At 71.9% G+C, this 17,135-nt stretch carries 21 protein-coding genes and 1 pseudogene; 16 read left to right on the top strand and 6 right to left on the bottom strand.

Annotated elements, in window-relative coordinates; all coding sequences use genetic code 11:
- On the top strand, positions 1-247 hold a 247-nt coding region (locus ACFWGZ_RS29195; RefSeq protein ID WP_382454786.1), incomplete at its 5' end, for a DUF2087 domain-containing protein.
- Positions 248-252: 5 nt separating this feature from the next.
- Here ACFWGZ_RS29195 and ACFWGZ_RS29190 read toward each other — a convergent pair.
- On the bottom strand, positions 253-984 hold the full coding sequence (locus ACFWGZ_RS29190) for an SDR family oxidoreductase (protein ID WP_382454785.1): 732 nt from the start codon (positions 982-984) through the stop codon (positions 253-255).
- Positions 985-1,343: 359 nt separating this feature from the next.
- Positions 1,344-1,598 (bottom strand): hypothetical protein, encoded by a 255-nt coding sequence (locus tag ACFWGZ_RS29185; protein ID WP_382454784.1) that lies wholly within the window; start codon positions 1,596-1,598, stop codon positions 1,344-1,346.
- Between the two features lie 114 nt (positions 1,599-1,712).
- On the opposite strand from ACFWGZ_RS29185, the gene ACFWGZ_RS29180 reads away from it, so the two are divergent.
- The 10 genes from ACFWGZ_RS29180 (at position 1,713) to ACFWGZ_RS29135 (ending at position 10,320) form a co-directional block, all read left to right on the top strand.
- Positions 1,713-2,303 carry an RNA polymerase sigma factor gene (locus ACFWGZ_RS29180; protein WP_382454783.1) on the top strand — a complete coding sequence of 197 codons (591 nt, stop codon included), beginning with the start codon at positions 1,713-1,715 and terminating at the stop codon, positions 2,301-2,303.
- Positions 2,300-3,556 carry a hypothetical protein gene (locus ACFWGZ_RS29175; RefSeq protein ID WP_382454782.1) on the top strand — a complete coding sequence of 419 codons (1,257 nt, stop codon included), beginning with the start codon at positions 2,300-2,302 and terminating at the stop codon, positions 3,554-3,556. The genes ACFWGZ_RS29180 and ACFWGZ_RS29175 overlap by 4 nt, the downstream gene beginning before the upstream one ends.
- Positions 3,557-3,647: 91 nt before the next feature.
- Complete coding sequence (locus ACFWGZ_RS29170; RefSeq protein ID WP_382454787.1) at positions 3,648-5,279, top strand: MFS transporter; 1,632 nt, start codon at positions 3,648-3,650, stop codon at positions 5,277-5,279.
- Positions 5,261-5,770 (top strand): GNAT family N-acetyltransferase, encoded by a 510-nt coding sequence (locus tag ACFWGZ_RS29165; RefSeq protein ID WP_382454781.1) that lies wholly within the window; start codon positions 5,261-5,263, stop codon positions 5,768-5,770. The genes ACFWGZ_RS29170 and ACFWGZ_RS29165 overlap by 19 nt, the downstream gene beginning before the upstream one ends.
- The gene (locus ACFWGZ_RS29160; protein WP_382454780.1) at positions 5,748-6,524 is read left to right on the top strand and encodes an arylamine N-acetyltransferase; all 777 of its coding nucleotides are present in this window, start codon (positions 5,748-5,750) and stop codon (positions 6,522-6,524) included. The genes ACFWGZ_RS29165 and ACFWGZ_RS29160 overlap by 23 nt, the downstream gene beginning before the upstream one ends.
- A 38-nt stretch (positions 6,525-6,562) precedes the next feature.
- Positions 6,563-7,072: a general stress protein gene (locus ACFWGZ_RS29155; protein WP_382454779.1), complete on the top strand. Its 510-nt coding sequence runs from the start codon at positions 6,563-6,565 to the stop codon at positions 7,070-7,072.
- Positions 7,069-7,290, top strand: a complete 222-nt coding sequence (locus tag ACFWGZ_RS29150; RefSeq protein ID WP_382454778.1) for a hypothetical protein — start codon at positions 7,069-7,071, stop codon at positions 7,288-7,290. Before ACFWGZ_RS29155 ends, ACFWGZ_RS29150 begins: the two co-directional genes overlap by 4 nt.
- Positions 7,291-7,421: 131 nt before the next feature.
- Positions 7,422-8,177: a TetR/AcrR family transcriptional regulator gene (locus tag ACFWGZ_RS29145; protein ID WP_382454777.1), complete on the top strand. Its 756-nt coding sequence runs from the start codon at positions 7,422-7,424 to the stop codon at positions 8,175-8,177.
- Positions 8,174-9,010, top strand: a complete 837-nt coding sequence (locus tag ACFWGZ_RS29140; protein WP_382454776.1) for an NAD(P)H-binding protein — start codon at positions 8,174-8,176, stop codon at positions 9,008-9,010. The genes ACFWGZ_RS29145 and ACFWGZ_RS29140 overlap by 4 nt, the downstream gene beginning before the upstream one ends.
- Positions 9,011-9,072: 62 nt before the next feature.
- A complete protein-coding gene (locus ACFWGZ_RS29135) occupies positions 9,073-10,320 on the top strand; it encodes an RNA polymerase sigma factor (RefSeq protein WP_382454775.1) in 1,248 nt (415 codons plus the stop codon).
- 5 nt (positions 10,321-10,325) lie between these two features.
- On the opposite strand, the gene ACFWGZ_RS29130 is transcribed toward ACFWGZ_RS29135, so the two are convergent.
- Complete coding sequence (locus tag ACFWGZ_RS29130) at positions 10,326-10,736, bottom strand: MerR family transcriptional regulator (RefSeq protein WP_382454774.1); 411 nt, start codon at positions 10,734-10,736, stop codon at positions 10,326-10,328.
- 107 nt (positions 10,737-10,843) lie between these two features.
- On the opposite strand from ACFWGZ_RS29130, the gene ACFWGZ_RS29125 reads away from it, so the two are divergent.
- The gene (locus tag ACFWGZ_RS29125) at positions 10,844-11,758 is read left to right on the top strand and encodes an NADP-dependent oxidoreductase (RefSeq protein WP_382454773.1); all 915 of its coding nucleotides are present in this window, start codon (positions 10,844-10,846) and stop codon (positions 11,756-11,758) included.
- A gap of 7 nt (positions 11,759-11,765) precedes the next feature.
- Here ACFWGZ_RS29125 and ACFWGZ_RS29120 read toward each other — a convergent pair whose 3' ends face one another.
- The 3 genes from ACFWGZ_RS29120 to ACFWGZ_RS29110 all read right to left on the bottom strand — a co-directional run bounded on the left by ACFWGZ_RS29120 (position 11,766) and on the right by ACFWGZ_RS29110 (position 13,765).
- On the bottom strand, positions 11,766-12,356 hold the full coding sequence (locus ACFWGZ_RS29120) for a LysE family translocator (RefSeq protein WP_382454772.1): 591 nt from the start codon (positions 12,354-12,356) through the stop codon (positions 11,766-11,768).
- Positions 12,357-12,441: 85 nt separating this feature from the next.
- Positions 12,442-13,212, bottom strand: coding sequence for a DUF6597 domain-containing transcriptional factor (locus tag ACFWGZ_RS29115; RefSeq protein ID WP_382454771.1), 771 nt, complete (start codon positions 13,210-13,212; stop codon positions 12,442-12,444).
- Between the two features lie 10 nt (positions 13,213-13,222).
- The gene (locus ACFWGZ_RS29110; protein ID WP_382454770.1) at positions 13,223-13,765 is read right to left on the bottom strand and encodes a TetR/AcrR family transcriptional regulator; all 543 of its coding nucleotides are present in this window, start codon (positions 13,763-13,765) and stop codon (positions 13,223-13,225) included.
- Positions 13,766-13,814: 49 nt separating this feature from the next.
- On the opposite strand from ACFWGZ_RS29110, the gene ACFWGZ_RS29105 reads away from it, so the two are divergent.
- From ACFWGZ_RS29105 to ACFWGZ_RS29090, 4 genes and pseudogenes are all read left to right on the top strand, one after another.
- A complete protein-coding gene (locus ACFWGZ_RS29105) occupies positions 13,815-15,269 on the top strand; it encodes an amidase (RefSeq protein ID WP_382454769.1) in 1,455 nt (484 codons plus the stop codon).
- A 10-nt stretch (positions 15,270-15,279) separates the two neighbouring features.
- The gene (locus tag ACFWGZ_RS29100; RefSeq protein ID WP_382454768.1) at positions 15,280-15,834 is read left to right on the top strand and encodes a TIGR03086 family metal-binding protein; all 555 of its coding nucleotides are present in this window, start codon (positions 15,280-15,282) and stop codon (positions 15,832-15,834) included.
- An 8-nt stretch (positions 15,835-15,842) separates the two neighbouring features.
- The gene (locus ACFWGZ_RS29095; RefSeq protein ID WP_382454767.1) at positions 15,843-16,535 is read left to right on the top strand and encodes an aspartate/glutamate racemase family protein; all 693 of its coding nucleotides are present in this window, start codon (positions 15,843-15,845) and stop codon (positions 16,533-16,535) included.
- A 96-nt stretch (positions 16,536-16,631) separates the two neighbouring features.
- Positions 16,632-17,135, top strand: a pseudogene (locus ACFWGZ_RS29090) (peptidase S8); the annotation flags it as partial.

Genomic DNA, 17,135 nt, shown 5'->3' with positions numbered 1-17,135 from the left:
CGGCAAGCTCGTCTCGCTGCCCGTCGCGCACGAACGCCGGCGCAAGATCCTCGAGCACGTCGCCTCCCAGGCCTTCGAGGCGCGCACGTACTACGAGGAGACCGAGATCAACGAACGCCTCCAGGCGTGGTGCGACGGGGGAGAGGTCGACCACGTGACCATCCGCCGCTACCTCGTCGACTTCGGACTGCTCGAGCGCGGCGGCGGCCTGTACCAGGCCCAAGCAATCCCCTCACTGCCGATGTAGACGTCTCATCCTCTGCCGATGTAAGGCATGGTCGTGGCCATCACGGTCATGAACTGCACGTTGGCGTTCAACGGCAGCCGGGCCTGGTAGAGCACGGCGTCGGCCACGTGCCGCACGTCGAACGTCGGCTCCGGCGCGAGCTCGAAGTCCGCCTGCAGCACGCCCTGGCCCATCCGCTCGGTCAGCGCGGTCGCCGCGTTGCCGATGTCGATCTGCCCGCACGCGATGCCGAAAGCCCGGCCCTCCAAGGACAACGACTTGGTCAGCCCGGTCATCGCGTGCTTGGTCGCGTTGTAGGCCACCGCGTGCGGGCGCGGCACGGTCGCCGAGATCGAGCCGTTGTTGATGATCCGGCCGCCACCGTGGGTCTTCATGACCCGGAAAGCCTCACGGGCGCACAGGAACGCGCCGGTGAGGTTCACGCCCACGACCTTCTCCCACGCGCCGAGGCTGAACTCCTCGACCGGTGTGGCGCGCACGTTGGTCCCGGCGTTGTTGAACAACACGTCCACCCGGCCCCAGCGCGCCACGACCGCTTCGAACAGTGCGACCACCGAGTCCTCTCGCGACACGTCGGTCGGCACGACGAACGCCGAGCCGGGAAAACTCTCGGCCGTCTCGGTCAGCGCGTCCTCGCGCCGGCCCGCCAGCGCCACCTGGAACCCCTCCGCCAGCAGGGCCCGCGCCGCCGCGCGGCCCACACCGGACCCCGCTCCCGTCACCACCGCGACTGCCATCGGTTCTCTCCCCTCGATCGAGCGATTGCCCGCAGCGTCCGGTGTGGAGTCGACCGGACCGGCGGCGGCCTCCGCAAGGGCGGTACGGGTGCCGCGGCCACGGGAAATGCCGTGCTCGGCAGCGGGATTCCAGCCCGACCGTCCATCCAGGCGTGATCACCGAGCGTAAACGGTGGGGATCACCCATTATTGCCGTGAGGGTCCCTGCTTGGCGGCTGCGTCCACTCGGAGTAGAAGCGGACACTGTTCTTCTGTGAAAGAGTGCAGCCGTTGCCATGGTTCTGGACTCAACGAAGACCGGACCGCCTGCCGGGTCTGCGGCGGGCTGGGCCAGGTCCCCGACCGGTAGCTGCCGGAACCTACTTCTTCGTCATCAGGGTCGGGCCGAGGATGCGGCGGGCCAGCCGCCGGGTCAGCGACTTGGGCTTGCGCGCGGCCGCGGGCGTCGCGGCCGGCGGTGTGCCGGGCGCAGCGGCGGGCGTCGGCGCGGGTGCTGATGGAGTGGTCGTCACGGGAGCGACACCGGGAATGGTCGCCGCCTCCGGTCGCTCGGTCGGGATCTTCGCGAACACCTGGGTCTCCGGCTCGACACTGCCGGGCTGCTCGATCGGCACACCACGATCTTGCCATCGCTGTCATTCACCCTTCGAATGAGGGGCAGGTCCCTCTGCCGGGTGTGACCGCAGTCACGCAGCACACGGAGCGGAGGCGGCCCCAGGCGGAGTGTGATGACTGAGACGACCGAGTGCGCGGACGTGGGACCGCCCGACACTCACCTGTGGGACCAGATCGCGCAGGGTGACCACGCGGCGTTCGCCGAGCTGTTCGAACGTCACGCCGAGGCGGTGTGGAACTACGCCTACCGGCTGACCGCCTCCTGGTCGCAGGCCGAGGACCTGCTGTCCGCGACGTTCCTGACCGCCTGGCGCAAGCGCGGCGACGCCCGGCTGGTGCGCGACTCCGCCCTGCCGTGGCTCTACACCGTGACGGCCAACCGCGCCCGCACCGAGTGGCGCGCCTCGCGCCGCGCGCTGCGGCTGGTGTCGAGGCTGACCCCGCAGCACGAGCGCGACCACGCCGACCAGGTGGCCGAGCGCACCGACGCCCAGCGCCGCCTCGCCGCCGTCGTGGCCGCCGTCGCGATGCTGCCGCCCTCCGAACGCGAGATCGCGCAGCTCTGCCTGCTCGGCGAGATGCCCGTCGCGGACGCCGCCGCGCTCCTCGGCATCGCCGAGTCGAGCGTGCGCGCCCGCATCTCCCGCACCCGTGCCCGCCTGCGCCGGCTCGCCGGCGACCCGAACCCCGAGGACACCCCGTGATCGACCAGCTCCCCGAACACCGCCGCCTGCCCGCCGACGTCCGCATGCGCGCCCGCCGCCGGCTCTCCGAGGGCATGCGCCCCGCCGCCCGCACCGGCCGCCCCGTCCTGATCGCCGCCGGTGTCAGCGTGCTCGCCGCGGGCGCCGTCGTCGCGAGCCAGGCACTGCTCGGCACGGCGGCGCAGGTCGCGGCACCGCCCTACCAGCACAACGGCGAGTTCGTCGGCAAGGACCAGGCCGTGGTCAACCACGTCGAGTCCCGCACGGTCGACCCCGACTCGCTCGCCCGGTGCGGCGCCGCCGCGAAGGACCACCCGCCGGTCGGTGACTGGGCGCCGCTCGCGACCAGCCGCAAGAACGGCACGGTCCTCACCGCCTTCTTCACCCCGGCAGGCGTGTTCTTCTGCGCGAACACGGCCACCACGACCACCGTCTCCCCGCCCGTGGCCGACGGCCCGATCGCGGATGGCAGCCGCCAGGTGAAGATCCTCTTCACCACGCCGGGCGGCGCGATGGCGGGCCTCGTCTCCCCGGACGTGCGGTTCCTGACCCTGTCCCGGATCGGCGACCGCGGCGACCACACCACCACCCCCGCCGTCGTCGACGGCCTCTTCCTCGCCCCGAGCGGCTTCACCAAGGCGGAGAACGGCACGACGGCGCTCGCCAACGGCGAGGAGTTCGCCGTGCGGGGTGTCGCGCGGCCGACCGCGCCCGTCGTGGACCGCCCGCTGCCCCCCGCCGACCGGGCCGCCCCGGACGCGCGCGCGTTCGGCGAGTGCCTGCGCGACCGCGCGGTGCCGGACGCGGACCAGTTCGCCTCCACCCTCACCGTCCGGCTCAGCGCCACCAGCACCCTGCGGGCCGGGAGGTTCGCGGACCTGCTCTTCGTCTGCGTCGACTCCGCCGGCGAGCCGGTCCGCGGCAGCGTGCACGACCTCGACGACCTGGAGGAGGTCCGCGGCGCCACGATCGCGGCGCTGCCGGTGTTCTACGACTTCCGGCCCCAGAAGTCGCCGGAGGGCGTCGAGCACGACGCCAGCACCACCTTCGCGGGGGTCGGCCTGGTCACCGATCCCCGCGTCGCGTCGGTCACCTACACCCGGCCGGGGACGGCCGACGTGCCCGCCTCCCTCAGCGGCGGCACCTTCGTCCTGACCGCGCCGCTGATCGACCGGCACCCCGGCGCGCGCGTGGTCGTGCGGGACGCGGCGGGGGAGGTGCTGGAGACGATCAAGCCGAAGGACGTGCCGTAGACAGATCGCTTAGCATAGCTAAGTGACTGTCGAGACTGCGTCGGCCCCGGCCGGGTACAAGTGGATCGCGCTGTCCAACACGACGCTGGGCATGCTCATCGCGACGATCAACTCCTCGATCGTGCTGATCGCGCTACCCGACATCTTCAAGGGCATCGGGATCAACCCGCTCGACCCGGCCAACACCGGCTACCTGCTGTGGATGATCATGGGCTTCCTGGTCGTCACCGCGGTGCTGGTGGTCAGCTTCGGGCGCCTGGGGGACATGTACGGCCGGGCCCGCATGTACAACATGGGCTTCGCGATCTTCACCGTCTCGTCGGTCCTGCTCGCCCTCACCTGGTTCGACGGCGACGCCGCCGCGCTGTGGCTGATCGGCTGGCGCGTCGTGCAGGGCGTCGGCGGGGCGTTCCTCATGGCGAACTCCTCGGCGATCCTGGCCGACGCCTTCCCGGTCACCCAGCGCGGCCTGGCGCTGGGCATCAACGGCGTCGCGGCCATCGCGGGCTCGTTCCTCGGCCTGGTGATCGGCGGCGTGCTCGCCCCGGTGCACTGGAACCTGGTCTTCGTCGTGTCCGTGCCGTTCGGCCTGTTCGGCACGGTCTGGGCCTACCTCAAGCTGCACGACACCGGCGAGCGCCGGCACGCGCGGATGGACTGGTGGGGCAACATCACCTTCGCGGCCGGCCTGATCGTGCTGCTGGTCGGCATCACCTACGGCATCCAGCCGCACGGCACCTCCCAGACCGGATGGACCAGCCCGTTCGTGCTGACCTGCCTGATCGGCGGGCTCGGGGTGCTGGCGGTGTTCGTGGTGGTCGAGCACCGCGTGCCCACCCCGCTGTTCGACCTGGAGCTGTTCCGGATCAGGTCGTTCACCTGGGGCAACATCGCCAACTTCACCTCGGCGCTGGGCCGCGGCGGGCTGCAGTTCATCCTGATCATCTGGCTGCAGGGCATCTGGCTCCCGCTGCACGGCTACTCCTTCGAGGAGACGCCGCTGTGGGCGGGCATCTACCTGCTGCCGATGACCGTCGGGTTCCTGCTCGCCGCGCCCACCGCCGGCGTGCTGTCCGACCGGCTCGGCAGCCGCGCGCTCGCCTTCACCGGCAACCTCGTCACCGCGGTGACCTTCGGCCTGCTGATCGCGCTGCCCGTGGACTTCCCGTACTGGGCGTTCGCGCTGGTCCTGGTGTTCACCGGCATCGGCATGGGCATGTTCTCCTCGCCCAACCGCGCCGAGGTGATGAACTCGCTGCCCGCCCACGCCCGCGGCTCGGGCAGCGGCATGATGACCACGTTCCAGAACACCGCCATGGTGCTGTCGATCGGGTTCTTCTTCAGCCTGATCATCGTCGGCTTCTCCCAGTCGCTGCCGGGCGCGCTGCGCACCGGCCTCACCGAGCACGGCGTGCCCCCGGCCGCCGCAGCCCAGGTCGCCTCCCTGCCCGCGGTGGCCGTGCTGTTCGCGGCGTTCCTCGGCTACAACCCGATCCAGCAGCTGCTCGGCGACCAGCTCGCGACCCTGCCACCCGGCCAGGCCGCGTACCTGACCGGCCGCGGGTTCTTCCCCGGCCTCATCTCCCGGCCGTTCTCCTCCGGCCTCGCCATCGCGTTCGGCTTCGCGATCGTGCTGTGCCTGATCGCGGCGTTCGCGTCGCTGCGGTGCGGTAAAGCGGTGGACAGCCGCGCCACGATGCCCACGTGGAAACCCGACGCCTGACGCTGCGCCCACTCACCGGGGCCGACGCGGATGAGTTGCGCGCCCTGCACGCCGACCCCGAGGTCATGCGGTTCCTCGACCCCGCGCCGGTCGAGCGCTACCTGGGCGCGAGCTTCCGCGCGGCGATCGAGAAGGAGACCGGCCGGTTCGTCGGCTGGTTCGAGTTCACGGGCACCGAGGTCGCCGAGCTCGGCTACCGGCTGCACCGCGAGTTCTGGGGCCGCGGCTACGCCACCGAAGGCGCCCTGGCCCTGATCGAGCGGGGCTTCACCACCGGTGACGTGCAGCGCGTCGTCGCGACCACGATGTTCGTCAACGCGCATTCGCGCCGCGTGATGGAGAAGTGCGGGCTGCGGCACGTCCGCACGTTCCACGTCGACTTCCCCGACCCGCTGCCCGGTTCGGAACACGGCGAGGTCGAGTACGCGCTCACGAGACAGGAATGGCAACGAGCACAGGGGGAACGCCATGTGGCAGACGGAAACAGTTGACCTGGACGCCTACTTCGCGCGCACGGGAGCATCGCCGTCGAGTTCACTCACGGAGTTGCACGAGAAGCACGTGCGCGCCATTCCGTTCGAGAACATCGACGTGATGCTCGGCCGCGTTCCGTCACTCGAACTCGGCGACATCCAGGACAAGATGCTCCGACGCCGCCGCGGCGGTTATTGCTACGAACACCAGTTGTTGTTCACGGCCGTTCTCGAACGTCTCGGTCACACGGTCGCGCGCCGCATGAGCCGGGTGATGACCGGGCCGCGCACGCACATGATGTCGATCGTGGACGACCACCTCGTCGACGTCGGGTTCGGCGCCGGGATGCTGCACCCGATGCCGCTGGCCGACGGCGGGGTCGTCGACCAGGCCGGGTGGCCGCACCGCCTGCGCCGCGAGGGCCGCCGCTGGGTGCTGGAGAAGGAGGTCGCCGGCGAGTGGGCGCCGCAGCACGCGTTCGAGCCCGACGTCGAGCAGCTGCCCGTCGACTACCTGGCCGCCAACCACTACGTCGCCACGCACGAGCGGTCGCCGTTCAGCCGCCAGCTCGTCGTCATGCGACTCGAACCCGGTCTGAGCCGTCGTCTCGTCGGTTCCCGGCTCACCGTGGAACGCGCCGGTTCCGAACCTGAGAATTCTCAGGTGGGCGATCTCGGGAAAACGCTGGAATCTCTCGACGTCGGCCTTACCGGGAGGGAGCTGAGTCACATCGGCTCACCTGCGGGAACATCCGAGGCTCCGAATTCGTAATACGGGATGTAGGGGATCGCATTTCGGAGGTGTTGGACATGACCACCGCGACTCCGTTCGCCACCGGAGCCAATTCGACTGGCGTCAACGCACTGCCCACCCCGCCCACGGGCTGGCCGATCGGTTCGTACGCGACCTACGAGGAAGCGCAGCGCGCCGTCGACCACCTGGCGGACAACGACTACCCGGTCGCCGACGTGACCATCGTCGGCGTCGAGCCGATGATCGTCGAACGCGTCACCGGCCGTCTGACCTGGGGCCGCGTCCTCGGCGCGGGAGCCGCGTCGGGTGCCTGGTTCGGTCTGTTCGTCGGCCTGCTGCTGGGCCTGTTCTCGACCGGCGGCGCTCTCGCTCCGATCGTCACGGGCCTGGTCGTCGGTACGGTGTTCGGCCTGGCCAGCGCCGCCGCCCGCTACGGCGCGACGCGCGGCCGCCGCGACTTCGCCTCGACCACCCAGCTCGTCGCCGGCCGCTACGACGTGCTCAGCCACCCGCGCAGCGCCGAGCGCGGCAAGGAGATGCTGACCGCGCTGGCCTGGCGGTCATGACCACCCCGCTGACGGTCGACGAGCTGCGCACCGCGCTCGACGAGATCCGTGAGACGAGCGCGCGCCTCTCGGCAGAGGCGTCCGCGCTCGCGGCACGGGCCGACACCGACCTGGGCCACGACGTGGCGGAGGTCGTGAAGGACCTGCGCGCGGCCGCCCGTCAGCTGCGCGTGACGCAGTTGCTGCTGGAACCGGCCCGCGCCGACCTGGCAGCCTGACACCTCGCTCCCACCACAGGAAACGCCGTCCCGATCACGGGGCGGCGTTTCCGCTTCCCGGGGTCTGGCCGCCCATTTCCGTAGGTCGTACGGTATTGTTTCCGTATGGCCTACGGAAAAGGGGTGGACGGATGGCCGTCGAACGCAGCGGCGGGGGAGACCCGGCCCGCACGATCGCGCTGCTCTGGCGCAGGCCGCCGGAGCCGAAGCCGGTCGGCAGGAAGCCCAAGGTGAGCGTCGACCAGATCGTCGGCGCGGCGATCGCGGTGGCCGACCGCGAAGGGCTCGGCGCGATGTCGATGGCACGGGTCGCGCAGGAGCTCGGAGTCGGGACGATGTCGCTCTACACGCACGTGCCCGGCAAGGCCGAACTCATCGACCTCATGGCCGACGCGGTTTTGCAGGAACGCGACCTCACGCCCGAGGGCGCGTGGCGCGAGCGCGTCAAGCACTACGCCGACCGCACGCGCGCGGTCTACCAGCTGCACCCGTGGATGCGGGACGTGTCGATGGTGCGCCCGCCGCTCGGGCCGGGGCTGATGGACGGGCAGGAGTTCATGCTGGCCGCGCTCGCCGACTCCGGGCTGGAGCCGCGGCTGGTCACCGTCGCGCACGTCGCGGTCGAGGGGTTCGTGCACGGCGCCGCGGCGGCCGAGGTGGACGACCAGCAGCTCGCGGAGTCCACCGGCGAGTCCGGCGACTCGTGGTGGGGCGAGCGGCAGGTGTTCTGGGACGACTACTTCGACGTCGAGCGCTACCCGACGATGACGGCGCTGTGGAACGCCGGCGCCTACGACACCGCCGGCACGCTCGCCGAGAGTGTGCGGACCTCGTTCGACTACGGACTCGAGAAGCTGCTGGACGGCATCGAAGGGGGCATGCGGTGACGGTCCTGGTGACCGGGGCGACCGGCAACGTCGGGCGGCGCGTCGTCGCCGGGCTGACCGGACCCGTGCGGGCGATGACGCGCGACCCCGGCAAGGCGCGCTTCCCCGACGGCGTCGAGGTCGTGCGGGGTGACCTCGACGACCCGGACGGCATCCCGTTCGGCGGCGTCGAGAAGCTGTACCTGTTCGCGCACCCGCCGACGGCACGGGCGGTGGTCGGCCGCGCGGTGCGGGCAGGGGTGCGCAGGATCGTCACGTTGTCCAGCGGCGCGGTGACCCACGGCTACGACACCGGCCACCACCTGCCGGTCGAGCAGGCCGTCGAGGCGTCCGGAGTCGAGTGGACGCACCTGCGGCCCGGCGAGTTCGCCGCCAACAAGATCGACCTGTGGGGGCCGTCGATCCGCGAGGACGGCACGATCGTGCACCCCGAACCGGACGCGTGGGGGCAGCCGATCCACGAGGCCGACATCGCCGACGCCGCGATCGTGGTGCTGCAGGGGGACGGGCACGCGGGCAAGGCCTACGACCTCACCGGACCGGCGCCGATCACGCAACGGCAGATGGCCGCCGACCTCGGCGCGGCGCTCGGCCGCGAGCTGCGGTTCCGGGACGTCACGGCGGAACAGGCACTCGCCCACTACGTGAGCGTCGGCTGGCCCGAGGAGACTGCCCGCTACGTCCTCGGCCTCGGCGGCTACGAGGGCGGTGAGCCGGACGACTTCAGCGACTACCGGTTCACCGTGTCCCCTGCCTGCGAGGAGCTGACGGGCAGGCCGTACCGGACGTTCGCGCAGTGGGCCCGCGACCACGTGGCCGACTTCCGCGCCTGATCACGCGTCGCTCCCGGCGTGCGTCGTGGCAATACGTCAGGTGGCTGTGGTCTGATGCCCCCATGGGGGCTACCTCGGTGCACCGCACCGTCGACGCGGTCTGGCGGATGGAGTCGGCGAAGGTCATCGCCGCGCTGGCCCGCTACACCCGCGACGTCGGCCTCGCCGAGGAGATGGCGCAGGACGCGCTGGTCGCCGCCCTGGAGCAGTGGCCGGTCGAGGGCGTGCCGCGCAACCCCGGCGCGTGGCTGATGACCACGGCGAAGCGGCGGTCGATCGACCAGATCCGGCGCCGCGAGAACCTCCACCGCAAGGTCGAGGAGATCGGCCGCGAGGTCCAGGAGGCCACCCCCGACGCCAGCGAGGGCATCGAGGACGAGATCGGCGACGACCTGCTGAGCCTCATATTCACCGCCTGCCACCCCGTTCTCGGCACCGAGGCCCGCGTCGCGCTGACCCTCAAGATGCTGGGCGGCCTCAAGACCGAGGAGATCGCCCGCGCGTTCCTGGTCAGCGACTCGACCGTCGCCCAGCGCATCGTGCGCGCCAAGAAGGCGCTGGCCGACGCCGGCGTCGGGTTCGAGGTCCCCGAGGGCCCCGACCTCGCGCCCCGGCTCGCCTCGGTGCTCGAGGTGCTCTACCTGATCTTCAACGAGGGCTACTCCGCCACTCAGGGCGACGACTGGATGCGTCCGGAGCTGTGCGCCGAGGCCCTGCGCCTCGGGCGGGTGCTCGCCGAGCTCGCGCCGAAGGAGGCCGAGGTCTACGGCCTGGTGGCGCTGATGGAGATCCAGGCCTCCCGCGCCAGGGCCCGCACCGGCCCCGGCGGCCAGCCCGTGCTGCTGCTGGAGCAGGACCGCGGCAGGTGGGACTGGCTGCTCATCGGCCGCGGCCTCAAGGCACTCGAACGCGCCGAGGCGCTCAACCAGCCACCCGGCCCCTACTACGTGCAGGCCGCTCTCGCCGCGTGCCACGCCCGCGCCCGCAGGGCCGAGGACACCGACTGGCAGCAGATCGCCGCGCTCTACCAGGTGCTCGCGCGGATCTCGCCGTCGCCGATCGTCGAACTCAACCGGGCGGTGGCGCTGTCGATGGCGTTCGGCCCGGCGGCCGGGCTCGCGCTGGTCGACGAGATCGCGGGCGAGAAGGCGTTGCAGGGCTACCACCTGCTGCCCAGCGTGCGGGGCGACTTCCTGGCGAAACTCGGCCGGGCGGACGAGGCGAGAGCCGAGTTCGAGAAAGCCGCCTCACTCACCCGCAACGAAGCCGAGAAAGCGTTGTTGCTCGATCGCGCCGCCTCCTGCGGTTAGCGAATTCAGGCCGGGACGTTCTTCAGCTTCGCCGGAGCTTTCCCCTCGGCGGAAAGCGAGGGCGGGCACACGTGCACGGGGTTCTCGACCAGCCCGATCAGGACGTCGAGCCGGTTCGCGGAATCGCGCAGCGCCACGATCTTCGCCTCCAGCTGGGCGCGCTCGGTCCGCAACGACGTCAGCAGGCCCTCTTCGGCGTGCTGCAGCTCGACGGCCCTGAGCAGGGAGGACACCAGGTCGCTGCCGAGGCCGGCGCCGTAGAGCTCCTGGATGACGGCGACGCGGTCGAGCGCCGCGGCGTCGTAGATGCGCTGACCACTGGTCGTGCGGGTCGAGCTGAGCAGGCCCATCTCCTCGTAGTACCGCAGGGCCCGGGGCGTGACCCCGGCCTTCTCGGCCAGCTCACCGATGCGCATCTCACCTGCTCCCTCGTGAGGGCGGTCACATTCACCCACCTCTCACGTCGACGTGAACTCCTAGGTTACTCGGTGTCCGACCCCTATTTCCCGACGAGGATGACCCTGTGAGCACCACGATTTACTTCGACGAATACGGCGACCCTTCCGTTCTCGAAGCGCGCGACGAAGAAATGGCGCCGTTGAACGCGGGAGAGGTGCGCGTCGCCCATCGCGCCATCTCCGTGAACCCCGCGGACTGGAAGATCCTCGCCGGCTACGCCCGCGATTTCCTGCCGTTGCCGCTGCCGGCCGTTCCCGGCAACGAGAGCGCCGGCGTGGTCACCGCCGTGGCACCGGACGTCACCGGGTTCGCGGTCGGCGACGAGGTCATCCGCGTCGGCGTCGGCGGCAGCTACCGCGCCGAGGCGACCTTCCCCGCGCCCGAGCTGCTGCCGAAGCCCGCGAACGTCGACTTCGAGCAGGCGGCGGCACTGCCGGTCGCCGCGGGCTCGGCCTACGCGGGGCTGGAGCTGCTCGACCTCGCACCCGGCCAGACGCTGCTCGTGCACGGCGGCGCCGGCGGGGTCGGCATCGCCGCCACGCAGATCGCCCTGCACCGGGGCCTGCGGGTGATCGGCACCGCGTCGCCGCGCAACCACGAGTTCGTCCGCGGCCTCGGCGCGACGCCGGTGGCGTACGGACCGGGCCTGGTCGACGAGGTCACTGCGCTGGGCGGGGTGGACGGCGTCTTCGACACCCACGGCGGCGCCGACTGCGTCGCGGCGACCACGGCGCTGGTCCCCGACCTGAAGAAGACCACCACGGTCGCCGAGGACCAGCACTCGGCGGCGGCCGGCATCACCCCCGTCGGCGCGCCGATGGACAGCCTCGCGCGGATCGTGGTGGCGGTGGGCGAGCTGGCGAGCCAGGGCGTGCTCCGCTTCCCGGTCCAGGAGCGCATCCCGCTCGCCGAGGCGGCGCGCGCCCTCGGCATCAGCCGCGCGGGACACGTCCGGGGCAAGCTGATCCTGGTGCCGTGACGCGGTCTCAGGTCAGCGCGAGCTTCACGCCCAGCGCGGCGAACGAGGCCGCGAAGAACCGCCGCAGCCACACCGTGACGCGCGGCCGGGCCAGCACCCGGTCGCGCATCGCGGCCGCGAACACCCCGTAGACGGCGAAGCCCGCGAACGTCACCGCCATGAACACCAGGCTCAGCGTGAGCATCGGCCCGAACCCCGTGGCGAACTGCGGCAGGAACGCCACGAAGAAGATCGTCAGCTTCGGGTTCAGGAAGTTCACGAGCACCGCGGACACGACGATCTTCCGCGCCGACGCGGGCGCCGCGGCCGTGTCCACGACCAGGTCGCTCCTGTCCCGCCACGTCGACCACGCCAGGTGGAGCAGGTAGGCGACGCCGAGGTACTTCACCACCTCGAACGCCACGGCGCTGGCGTGCAGCAACGCCGCCAGCCCCGTGACCGTCGCCAGCACGTGCGGCACGATCCCGAGCGTGCAGCCGAACGCGGCGATCACGCTCGCCCTGCGCCCGTGCGCGAGACCCGCGGACAACGTGTACAGCACACCGGTGCCGGGGGTGGCGACCGCGATCAGGGTCGTGACCAGGAAGGCGAGGCTCATACCGGTGCACTGTGCCGCGAAAGCGGTCCAGCCGGGAGAGCCACAACCGGCCCGCTCAGGTGGACCACTTTCCGGGACGCCCCTGTCAGGTCAGCGCGCGGGCGTAAGCCGTGGGGGAGACGCCGACGGTCTGGGTGAAGTCGCGCACCAGGTGGGCCTGGTCGCTGTAGCCGAGGTCGGCGGCCAGCCTCGACCACTCCACCTCCGACTCGGCGCGTTCCAGCGCCTCGTGGATGCGGTAGCGCAGGATCACCCACTTCGGGCTCACGCCCACGTGGTCGGCGAACAGCCGCTGCATCGTGCGCACCGCCACGCCGCACGACCGCGCGAAGTCCGCGACCCGCCGGATCTCCCGGTCGTCGCGGATCCGCTGCACCAGCTCCATCGCGAGCGTCGCCTGCGGGTCCGGCACGGGCGCCATGTCCAGCAGGAACTCGTCGAGCGCCGCCACCCGCCCGTCCTCGTCCTCCACGTCGAGCACCCGCGCCGAGGGCACGTCGAGCCGCACGTGCCGGCCGGTCCACTGCGACACTGGCTCGGGCCGGAACGGCCGGAACCCGCCGGGGCGGAACTGCACCCCGGCCACCCGGATCCGGCCCCGCAGCACCCGGCTGAACAGGCCCAGCCCGACTCCCGCGATCTCCGGCTGCGCGTACCCGTGCTCGAAGACGATGTTCACCGACGGGTGCGGCACCACGTAGGAGGTGTACGGCTCGTCCAGTTCACCGTCGATGAGCCAGTAGTGCTCCAGGTAGGGCCGCAGCTGCGGGCACGGCAGCCGCCGGCGGAACCGCACGCGGGCGAACAGCTCGCGCGCGTCCACGATCCCCCTGGTGTCCCGGCGCGGCCCCTGCACACCGCGGATCCTATTTCCCGAGCCCCGCCACGTGCGTGCGCAGGACCTCCGCGGCCCGCTGCGCGGTCAGGTGGCCGATGACGACGTGCGTGGTGAGGCCGTCGGCGAGGGCGAGCAGCGCGCGGGCCGCGCCCACCGGATCGGCCAGGCCGCTCCCGGCGGCGAGGCGCACCAGCAGGTCGTGCAACGCCGCGTAGCTGGTCCGCAGTGGACGGGCGAGCGGTTCCCTCACCGCGGCCTGGGCGACGAACGCGAGCCAGATCCGCGCCTCGGTCCGGTGTTCGTCGCGCAGCAGGGCGATCTCGCCGACGGCCTGCTCCAGCGAGACGTCCGCGGACAGCCGGGCCCGCACGCGCTCGCCGACGTGCTCGACGGCGAACAGCAGCATCTCCTCCTTGGTCCGGAAGCAGCGCTGGACCGCGCCGAGCGAGACCTGCGCGCGGGCGGCGACGTCGCGCATGCTCACGCCCTCCGGGCCGTGCTCGTCGGCGAGCAGGCAGACGGCCTCGGCGATCTGCCGGCGCCGGCTGTCGTAGTCCACCTGCTTGGGCACGCGCCCTCCCCGTTCCGATACGCTCGTATCGACCTTACTGGAGGGCACGATGACCATCAACGACGTCCCCTGGACCTGGTCTGCGGCGACCCAGGCGGAGGCGGTCCGCAGCGGCGAGATCTCCGCGGCGGACCTCGTCGAGCGCCACCTCGACCGCATCGCCGAGGTCAACCCGCGGGTCAACGCCGTCACGCAGCTGATGGCCGGGCGGGCCCGCGAGGCCGCGCGGGAGACCGACCGGCGGCGCGCGGCGGGCGAGGAGCTCGGACCGCTCGCCGGGGTGCCGTTCACGGTGAAGGAGACCACCGCCGTCGAGGGCGTGCCGACCACGCTCGGGCTGCCGCGGTTTCGCGACCTGGTGGCGGCGGCGGACGCGCCCCCGGTGGCCCGGCTCCGCGCGGCCGGGGCGATCCCGATCGGCCACAGCAACGTGCCCACGCTGGTCCTGGCCGGGATGCACACCCGCAGCGAGCTGTTCGGCGACACCGTCAACCCGTGGGACCCCACCCGCACCCCCGGCGGGTCCAGCGGCGGTGACGGGGTCGCCGTCGCCACCGGCATGGCCGCGCTCGGGCTGGGCAACGACTCGGGCGGCTCGGTGCGCATCCCCGCCTCGTTCTGCGGCGTCGCGGGACTCAAGCCCACCACCGGCCGGTTCCCCGCCGACCACCGCGTCCTCGGCCTCGACGACCCCGGACCGGCCTCGCAGGCGCTGGTCGTGGACGGCCCGCTGGCCCGCACCGTCGCCGACCTGCGGCTGGCCTGCGAGGTGCTGGCCGGCACCGACCCGCGCGACCCCCGCGCCGTGCCGGTGCCGCTGTACGGCGAACCGGCGCCGCGCACGGTCGCGGTCGTCGCCGACCCCGGCGGCCTGGGCGTGCACCCGGCGGTCCGCGCGGCCGTCACCGCGGCCGCCGACGCCCTGCGCGACGCCGGCTACGACGTGCGGGAGGTGCCGGACGTCCCGCGGCTGGCCGAGGCGCTCGAGGCGTACGGCCGGCTCACCGCCACCGAGTTCGCGCCGGCCTGGCCGGTGGTGCGGACGCTGCTCGGCGAGGGCGGCGACCGCTACGTCCAGCTGGCCATGGACAGGACGCCACCCGTGGACGCCGCCGGGCTCACGAAGCTGATGGGCACCTGGCTGGGCCTGCGCCGTTCGTGGGCAGAGTTCCTCGACGAGTTCCCGCTGCTGCTGGGACCGGTGTTCACCGAACCGCCGGTCGAACCGGGCCTCGAGTCGCGCGACGCGGCCGGACGGGACAGGGTCGCGACCGCGCTGCGCCTGTGCTCGGCGACCAGCCTGGCCGGCGTGCCCGCCGTCGCCGTGCCGACCGGGCTCGCCGGCGGGCTGCCGACCGGGGTGCAGGTGATCGGGCGCGCGTTCCGGGAGGACCTCTGCCTGGCCGCGGCCGAAGCGGTCGAGCACCGCCTCGGCGTCCTCGCGCCGATCGACCCGCGCCGGGTTGGCGCGTTTCTTCAAGAGGACGGGGCCACCCGGAAATAACCTGACGGCCATGAAGCTCAGCGTTCTGCTCGACCGCGCCCGCGACCACGCGTTGCCCGTCATCGCGAACATCGGCGACGACGACCTGACCAGGCCCACCCCGTGCGCCGACTACGACGTCCGCGCCCTGCTCGACCACCTGCTGCACGTCGTCGTCGAGTTCCAGAAGCTCGCCGCCAAGCAGGACGCGGACTTCAGCCACACGCCGTCCTACCCGGACTGGCGCGCGCAGTTCCCGGCCGAGACCGCGAAGCTCGTCGAGGAGTGGGGACAGCCCGGCGCGGACGAGGGCATCGCGGGCAACATGAACATGCCCGCGCAGGTCGTCGGCGGCCTGGCACTGCTCGACCTCACCATCCACATCTCCGACCTCGCGAAGGCGACCGGCCAGAGCTTCGAGCCGGACCCCGAGGTGTTCACCGAGGTCGAAGCCCTGGTGAAGCAGATGGGGCCGATGGCGATCGAGATGAACGTGTTCAAGGAACCGGTCGAGGCACCCGCTGGCGCGTCGCCGTTCGAGCAGCTGCTGGCCACCACCGGCCGCGACCCGCGCTGGAGTGCTTGACTGGTCGCATGCAGACGATCGGAATGCTCGGCGGGATGAGCTGGGAGAGCAGTGCGGAGTACTACCGGCTGGCGAACGTGCTGGTGCGCGAGCGGGTGGGCGGCCTGCACTCGGCCCAGGTCGTGCTGCACTCCGTGGACTTCGCCGAGATCGAGCGCATGCAGGTCGAGGGCAGGTGGGACGACGCCGGCAAGGTGCTCGCCACGGCCGCCGCGGGCGTCCAGGCCGCCGGCGCGGACTTCCTGCTCATCTGCACCAACACCATGCACAAGGTCTACGACCAGGTGCAGGCCGCGGTCGACATCCCGGTCGTCCACCTCGCCGACACCACCGCGGCGGCGATCAGGGCGGCGGGGCTCACCACCGTCGGGCTGCTCGGCACCGGCTTCACGATGGACCAGCCGTTCTACCGCGAACGCCTGGAGTCGCACGGGCTCGAGGTGCTGCTTCCGTCCGCGGAGGACCGCGCGACCGTGCACCGGATCATCTACGACGAGCTGTGCCTGGGCATCGTCCGCGACGAGTCCCGCCGCGCCTACCAGGACGTGGTCGCCCGGTTCGAGGGCGCGGAGGGCGTGATCCTCGGCTGCACCGAGATCGAGCTGCTCATCGGCCAGGCCGACGTGCCGCTCCCGGTCTTCCCGACCACCCGCCTGCACGTCGAGGCCGCCGTGGAACGGGCGATCCAGACGACTCTGTGAACAAGCGGTGTGACCCACGCCGCAACGCGACAACTCTGCGAAGTGTCCTAGTCACTGAGGGCTATTCCTCGCCTGAGTGGACTAGGGGAGTTCGCGTTGAAACGATCGCACCTCGCCGCAGGACTGACGGCTGTCGTGGTGGCCGCCACGGCAGCCGTTCCCGTCTCCGCGGCGCCGCAGCAACCAGAGGTACGGGCCGACGGCCTGACCACCAAGGTCACGCTCATCACCGGCGACGAAGTGACCGTCGTCCACGGCCGCGTCCACACCAGAGCGGCCGCCGGCCGGGAGAAGGTCGGCTTCCGCTCGTTCAAGGACCCGCGCGGCAACCTGCACGTCGTCCCGCTCGACGCGCAGGCGCGGCTCAACGCCGGTGAGCTCGACGAGCGCCTGTTCGACGTGACGCTGCTGGCCGGATCCGGCTACGACGACGCCTCGCGCGCGACCACCCCGCTGATCGTGCAGGGACAGGGGATCAGCGCGGCGGGCGCCCGGTCGTTGCCGAGCATCGGCGCGCACGCGGTCGAGGCCGACAAGAACGGCGGGTTCTGGGCCGGTGCCCGGGCGGCGGGCACCGGCAGGATCTGGCTCGACGGAAAC

It is taken from the genome of Lentzea sp. NPDC060358 (genome assembly GCF_042725365.1).
In the GTDB taxonomy this organism is placed as follows: Bacteria; Actinomycetota; Actinomycetes; order Mycobacteriales; family Pseudonocardiaceae; genus Lentzea.
Note: the sequence above shows the minus strand (reverse complement) of the source record. Positions and strands in the feature narration are given on the sequence as shown.